Raw genomic sequence first — 7,660 nt, 5'->3', positions numbered from 1 at the left:
GCCCGGGGCCGGGGCCACGGCGACCCCCGGTCCACCGATGACGCTGCTCCACCGATGACGCTGCTCCACCGATGACGCTGCTCCACCGATGACGCTGCTCGGCACCCGACTCTGCACCATCGATAAGACGTGACCCTGCACCACCGGCTAGCCCGCGACTCTCCACCACCGGCGAGAGAGCACGCCAGGGCCAATAAGGCACACACAGGCGGAGTCTCGCTTGTGAGGCACCCAGTCGGCCGAGAACAACCGCCGGCAGCAACACCAGCCACCCCCGGCGGCAACACCAGCCACCAAAGCCCTCAGAGATCGGCACCCACGGCGTCGTCGACACACGAGGAGCCGTCGGCCAGGCCCGCACGCTTTCCAGGCCAAGTGTGGTCGCGGCACGGTGGTCCGGAGATCAGCGTGGGCGCAGTAGGTCCTGCCGCGCTGCCGGCCATGTCCGTGAACCGGTGATCGATCCCTGGTGGTCGCATGCTCCACCGCGGGGCCACCACCGGGGCCGGTCGTAGCGCATCTCCGTGACGTGCCTCGTCAGCGCTCTACTGACGATCGCACCGGGAACCCCGCTGACCCCCCGGCATCTCAGTTCTGTGCGGACAGTGGCCCTCGTCCGGCGTGACCGGATCATGAGGGTGGTGGACGCGCGACGGTGCCCGCTCCGCTGGGCAGAGGGTCCTGCGTGCATCCAGGCCCATCGGAGATCCGCGACGTGAGGATTCCGTGCGGCTGTCGTCGTCGCTGCTCACGGGAGTGTCGGCCACCACGCTGGACACGTCGGGGTAGGCGAGAGGCCAGGGCAGGCACAGCGGCCCGACAATCTCCGTGGCTCCGTCCAGATGGGATGGCCACTCATCCCCAATGGGCGCAGTTGTCCACAGACAGCGAAGCGACCCCGTCGACGGGGCGTGGGCGGGTGAAGCTCATGGGGACAACGCACCCGAGAGCTCCGGAGGATCCGATGAGCGACAACACCGCCACCATCGTCGGCAACCTGACCCGCACCCCCGTCCTGCGCTACACCGCGAACAACATCCCGGTCACGGACCTGATGGTCGCGGTGAACCACCGACGCAAGGACCCGATGACCGAGCAGTGGCGCGACGTCACCTGCACCTACTACACGGTGACGTGCTGGCGGACCCTGGCAGAGCACGCGGTACGGACCTTCGAGAAGGGGCACCGCGTCATTGTCATCGGCCGGATGTACGTCGAGGAGTGGACGGGCCGGGAGGGCGACGTGCGGCAGAGCATCCGGATCGAGCCGTCGAGCGTCGGGCTCGACATCCGCTTCTCCCCGGCGGCCGTCGCGCCGCGTCCGTCGGTGCACTCAGGTCCGTCGGTTCCGTCGGTCCGCGACGCCGACGATGCCGTCTCCCGGTGGGGAGTCCCGCCGACCGAGGCGCCGGACCACGACGGGTACGACGACGAGCCGGACGAGGCAGAGAGTGCGGAGGTCGAGGAGCTCGCGCGGCTGACGACCGCACCGGCCTCGAGCGGCTGAGCCGGCCCGATCTACCATCGCATCGTGGCGGATCTGATTTACACGATGCGGAACGTGCGTAAGGCGCACGGCGACAAGGTCATCCTGGAGAACGCGTCGATCAGCTTCCTGCCGGGGGCGAAGATCGGTGTCGTGGGCCCCAACGGGGCCGGGAAGTCGACCGTCCTCAAGATCATGGCAGGGCTGGAGAACCCGAACAACGGCGACGCGTTCCTCAAGCCCGGCGCGACGGTCGGCATCCTCCAGCAGGAGCCCCCGCTCAACGAGGAGAAGACCGTCCTCGGGAACGTCGAGGAGGGCCTCGGCGACGTGAAGGTCAAGCTCGACCGGTACAACGCGATCGCCGAGGAGATGGCGACCAACTACACCGACGAGCTGATGGAGGAGATGGGCCAGCTCCAGGAGGAGCTCGACCACGCCGACGCGTGGGAGATCGACTCCCAGCTCGAGCAGGCGATGGACGCGCTGCGTTGCCCGCCCGGGGACGCCCAGGTCACCCACCTCTCCGGTGGTGAGCGCCGGCGCGTCGCGCTGTGCAAGCTGCTGCTGTCCCAGCCCGACCTTCTCCTGCTCGACGAGCCCACCAACCACCTCGACGCCGAGAGTGTCCTGTGGCTCGAGCAGTTCCTCGCGAGCTACCCGGGCGCCGTCCTCGCGGTCACCCACGACCGGTACTTCCTGGACAACGTCGCGGGCTGGATCCTCGAGCTCGACCGGGGACGCACTTTCCCCTACGAGGGCAACTACTCCACCTACCTGGAGAAGAAGGCCGAGCGTCTCGCCGTCCAGGGCAAGAAGGACGCGAAGCTCCAGAAGCGGCTGAAGGAGGAGCTGGCCTGGGTCCGCTCCAACCCGAAGGCGCGTCAGGCGAAGAGCCGCTCGCGGCTCGACCGCTACGAGGAGATGGCGACCGAGGCCGAGCGGCACAAGAAGCTCGACTTCGAGGAGATCCAGATCCCGCCGGGCCCGCGTCTGGGCAGCCAGGTCGTCGAGGCCTCCCACCTCGACAAGGGCTTCGACGGCCGCCAGCTGATCAAGGACCTCTCCTTCACGCTGCCGCGCAACGGCATCGTCGGTGTGATCGGTCCGAACGGTGTCGGCAAGACGACGCTGTTCAAGACGATCGTCGGGCTGGAGCACCCGGACTCCGGCGAGGTCAAGATCGGCGACACGGTCAAGCTGTCCTACGTCGACCAGAACCGCGGCGGCATCGACCCGAAGAAGACCGTCTTCGAGGTCGTCTCCGACGGACTCGACTACATCCAGGTCGGCAACACCGAGATGCCGTCGCGCGCCTACGTCGCTGCGTTCGGGTTCAAGGGCCCGGACCAGCAGAAGCCGGCCGGGGTCCTGTCCGGCGGTGAGCGCAACCGGCTCAACCTGGCGCTGACGCTCAAGCAGGGCGGCAACCTGATCCTGCTCGACGAGCCGACGAACGACCTGGACGTCGAGACCCTCGGTTCGCTGGAGAACGCGCTCGAGCAGTTCCCCGGCTGCGCCGTGGTCATCTCCCACGACCGCTGGTTCCTCGACCGGACCTGCACGCACATCCTGGCGTGGGAGGGCACCGACGAGAACCCGGCCGCGTGGTTCTGGTTCGAGGGCAACTTCGAGGCCTACGAGAAGAACAAGGTGGAGCGGCTCGGCGCGGAGGCGGCGCGACCGCACCGGGTCACCCACCGTAAGCTCACCCGCGACTGATCACCGCCCGGTCCGGACCTCGCCATCCGGTCGGTCCGGTCCCCGGAGACGGGTGACCGGCTCGCCGGGAGGTCCGGACGGTGGTGTCACTCACGGGAGGTGATGTGACGTTCGACCTGGGAGGTCGGGCCGCCGGCGCGACGACGGCCGAGCTGCGCACAGCGGCGGCCCTGCGCTGGCAGCGGCCGCTGCTCACCGCGGAGCTGGCCGAGCAGGCGTGCGGGCGAGCCGGCGCAGACGGTGACGATCTGCGCTGGCTCCAGGCTGCGGGCTGGCTGCTCGACGGTCACGCCGCCGGCGGGGACGCCCGTGACGTCGCCACCGCCGTCGTCGCCGGGGTGACCGGTCACGTCACCGCGGGTGACACCACGGTCCCGGTCCCGGTCCCGCTCCGCGCGCCCGGTACCGAGGTGCTCACCCGCCCCGAGGGCGCTCGTCTGCGGGTGGAACTGGCGGGGGTCGCCCAGGCCGACGGTGAGCTCGAGGCGGCTCGGGCACTCGTCGTCGGACTGCCGGACGACGCACCGGGCGAGGACCCGGGGCTGCTACGCCTCGACCGGCTCGCGGTCGAGGTGCGCTGCGCACTGGCCGGGGCCTCCGCCGCCGAACTCGAGCGGCTGCGCAGCGACGTCGACTCCTGCGGGTCCGGCTTCGGTGGTGAGCCCGCGGCGTACGCGGACCTCGTCGTCGGATCGGTCCACCGGGCGCGGCGCGAACACGACGCCGCCGTCGACCGCGCGCTGCGCGGCCTGGCCCAGCTCGGCTGGACGCCGGAACGGCCCGGGGCCCGCCCCCTGTCGACCCACCTCGCCGCGGCGCTGCTCAGCCAATGGATCACTGCACTGCTCGACTCCGGACACGTCCCGGCCGATGCGGTCGCCGCGGCCGCCGCACAGCGCGATGCCGCGGACGCCGGCCGTCAGGGCGTCCTGCTGCGGCTCACGCTCGCCCGGGTGCAGGCGTGCCGTGCGGACCACGCCGCCCGCGCCCTGGTGGAGGCCGCTGACGGCGCCGAACAGGCGGGCGTCCCCGCGCTGGTCGCGGCCTGCCGTACCGCCCAGTCCGAGCTGCACGAGGGCTCGGGCCGGTACCGCGATGCCCTCGAGGCGATGCGGGCCGCGATGGAGGCCGACCAGATCGATCGCGACCGCGGCACGCGCTTCCGCGCCGCGATGGCGGCGTTGCTGCCGCTCGCGGACGTCCTCACCACCGCCGAGCGGCCCACCCCGTTCCCGCGCACGGGCGGAGTGCCAGCCGCATCCGCGGAGCGTCCGGCTGCCACCGGAGGCACCGTCGCCGGGGCCCCGAGCGGTGGGCCCGGTGCCGGGGCCCGGGAGGACGCCGGTCGCGGTGCGTCGGAGAGCGGTCTCGCCGGGACCGGCTCCGGCAGGGCCGTGTCGCCGTCCGGAAGGGACGAGCGGGCCGGGGACGACCGGTCCACCGGGACGCCGGTCGGGGACCAACCGGTCGGTGCGTGGGTCGGGACCGACCGACCCGCCGGAACCGGACCCACCGAGTCCGACCGCGGCCGTCCTGCCGGCGACCGGCCCGGGGAGGACCGCTCCACCGGCACGCCGAGCAGGGACGACCGTTCGGGCGGGGCCAGGGACGGCCGGCCGGCCCGGCCCGGGAACGACGACGCCGCGGGACCCGGGGATGCGAACGGCCGTCCGGCGAACGACCTGCCCGGACGCTTCCCGCTGCGCTGGGCGCCCTCGGCGAGCCTGCTCCTGGGCCCCGGCACGGCGAACGATGCCGGACCTGCCGATCCGTCACGCGACGACCGCACCGTGGACCGGTCCGCCGGCGCGAACCGGAACGGTCGCGGTACCGGCGACGCCGGCGTCGCACCAGGTACGTCGTCGGCGACCGGTGCGCCGGACACGACGATCCCGGACACGACGATCCCCGGGGACACGACGGGTCTCGCGGACACGACGGGCCCCGCGGAGACGGCTGCCGCGCCGGACACCACGGACCCCGCGGAGACGGTCGGCCCGCCGAACACCACCGGGCGCCCGGGGACAGCCCGTCCGGACACGACGAGCACCACGGAGGCGACCGGACCCGACCCTGCGGGCCCTGCGGAGGCAGCCGGGGCAGCCGACCGTGGGGTCGACGGCACCACGAGCAGCGGCCGCGAACGACCCACGGGCATCGACCCCGCCGACCCGCTGGGTATCTCCGGTCTCCTCACGGACGAGCCGGCGTCGACGGCACCTCGGGATCCCTCGTGGACCGGTCCGTCGTGGACCCCCGACGCGGCAGGTGGCTCACCGCTCGCCGATGCCCTCCTGGCCGAGTGGCGTACCCCCGAGCCGCCTCCCGCCGCGCCCCGCAACGGGTCCCACGTCCCGGCCGAGTCCGGACGACGGAACGGAACACGACGCAACGGGGCCCACCGGTCCGGCGAGGACCACGGCGCGGATCGCGCGGACGACCCAGGCCGCGCCGGCGACCACCGGAACGGATCTCCCGTTCCGGAGCCGACCGTCGTCGCCGATCGGGCGGCGCCCGAGCCGCCCCCCGCCGACACCGGCACGCGCACCGATCAGGGGAGCGGGCGCGCTGGGGGCCGTGCTCCGGAGACGGGTCGGGCTGCGACCCCGGCCGCCCCTGCGACCCCGACCGGGCCACCGGGTCCGGCGGAGCGGTCGATCGTCCTCGACCTGGTCGACGGCGATCTCGAGACGATCACCGGCACGGCGGCGGTGGGGGCCCTGCACGACGTGGTCGTCCGGACCCGCCGGCTGGTCCCGCCGTCGGGGACCACGCGTCGCGACGACGACACGGTGCGGGTCATCCTGCCCGACGTCGACCACGTCACCGTCCTGCTCTGGGCACGGTCGCTCGCGACGCACCTCGGCGCCCGCGTGCGCCGGGGCGGGCTGCCGGCGGGGGCGTCCCTGCGGATGCAGGCCGTCGGCCCGCACGGTGTCGAGGGCGAGGAGATCGTCACCGAGCTGACCGGGCCGGACACACCGGCGCCCCTCCCCGAGGCCTCCTCGGTACGCGACCGGGCCGACGGACACTCCGGCACGACACGGAACGCCGAGGCGGACCGGTCGGACGGCGGTGGGTCGTCGGCCCCGGAGCCGGTCGCCGGGCCGGCACTGGCCACACCGCTGGACCTGACCGGCGGAGGCGCGGGCCGGGGTGGGCGTCGACGGGCCGGTGGTGACGCGGCGAGGTCGTTGAGCGCTGTCGGTCTCACCGTCCGGCCCGGGAGCGGCGGGCGGCGGCGCTCCGACGGACCCGTCGGGAGCCCGACGCCCCCCGACCGGACCGCCCGGGACCTGGCCGGCCCCGGCCCCGGTGGCCGGGACCGCGCCTCCGGGAGCACCGCGGAGCCGCGCCCCTCTGCCGGGGACGACGCCGTCCGGGCCCCGTCCGACCGCGGTGCGGCGGGCACGGACTCCACCGACCCGGAGAGCACCACGACGTCGCAGGTGTGGGGCGGTTCCGCTCCGGTGGACCGCACGTCGGCACCGGACCCGCTGGACACCCGGTTCGCGCTGCCCCCGGAACCGGACCGGCGCCTCGCCGAGGCCGTGCGGGCCCACCTCGACCTCCCCGGGACGGACGGCGCCGCCTCCCGGCACGACGGCCCGGCCCGGGAACGTTCCGGACTGCCGGTGCGGTGGTCCGGGGTCGACGACGGGGCGGGAGAGTCCGCGCTGCCCCGTCGTCGTGAGCGGGATGTCACTCCGCCGACCGACGACGGACACGACGGGACCGCAGGACTGTTCGACGGGAACGGGACCACCTCCGTCCGGGGCGGTGGCCACCGGAACGACAGCGCTGCGCACGGTGCGTCCGGGAAGCCCGACGGGAGCGGCGCGGGGACCTGGACACTGCGTACCGCGGCCGGACCGACCGTCGTGCGGGGTACGCCGGCCGTCGTCGCTCCGGGGACCGACGACGGCGCCGCCACGAGCGGACCGTCCGCCACGAGCGGACCGACCCCCGTGAACGGCCCGGGCACCGCGAACGGATCCACCACCGCGAACCGTCCGGCGACCGAGCCGCAGCACGGCGAGGCGGGCACCCCCGCGACCTCGGACGACGCGCCATCCGCGAGAGCCGAACACACGGGTGCGACGGAGCCGGGGACGACCGAGCGTCCGGGGACGACGGAGTATCCGGGGACGACGGAGCACTCGGGGACGACCGAGCGGCCGGAAACGACAGAACGCCCGGAGACGACGTCGTCATCGACGGACGAGACGCCGGGCGCCTCGGCGACACCTGCCCCGTCCGAGCCCGCCGCGATCCCCGAGGACATGGGCCTCGCCGATCTCCTCGCCGGGGCTCTCGCGGCCTACCGCGAGATCTGACCGGACGCGGGGAACCGTTCGCCCGGTCGTCGCGAGCGCGGCCGTCGGCGGTCCGCCGGTGGCGTCGGTACCGCGGGATAGGGTGACTGCCGTCAGCACACGCACGGGGCCGGAG

At 73.7% G+C, this 7,660-nt stretch carries 3 protein-coding genes; all 3 read left to right on the top strand.

The features are described 5' to 3' along the window. Positions 1-964: 964 nt before the first annotated feature. The gene (locus Ae505Ps2_RS26470; RefSeq protein WP_075307700.1) at positions 965-1,507 is read left to right on the top strand and encodes a single-stranded DNA-binding protein; all 543 of its coding nucleotides are present in this window, start codon (positions 965-967) and stop codon (positions 1,505-1,507) included. A gap of 24 nt (positions 1,508-1,531) precedes the next feature. Next, positions 1,532-3,208, top strand: coding sequence for an energy-dependent translational throttle protein EttA (gene ettA, locus Ae505Ps2_RS26465; RefSeq protein ID WP_075307698.1), 1,677 nt, complete (start codon positions 1,532-1,534; stop codon positions 3,206-3,208). A gap of 104 nt (positions 3,209-3,312) precedes the next feature. Then, positions 3,313-7,545 carry a hypothetical protein gene (locus tag Ae505Ps2_RS26460; protein ID WP_075554086.1) on the top strand — a complete coding sequence of 1,411 codons (4,233 nt, stop codon included), beginning with the start codon at positions 3,313-3,315 and terminating at the stop codon, positions 7,543-7,545. The last annotated feature ends 115 nt before the right edge of the window (positions 7,546-7,660 follow it).

This window comes from Pseudonocardia sp. Ae505_Ps2 (genome assembly GCF_001932425.1).
In the GTDB taxonomy this organism is placed as follows: Bacteria; Actinomycetota; Actinomycetes; order Mycobacteriales; family Pseudonocardiaceae; genus Pseudonocardia.
The sequence above is the reverse complement of the archived record's forward strand: the minus strand, read 5'-3'. Positions and strand labels throughout refer to the sequence as shown.

Excerpts from the sequence above, each read along its gene's own strand:
- Ae505Ps2_RS26470 (WP_075307700.1), top strand. The coding sequence starts at position 965 with ATGAGCGACAACACCGCCACCATCGTCGGCAACCTGACCCGCACCCCC.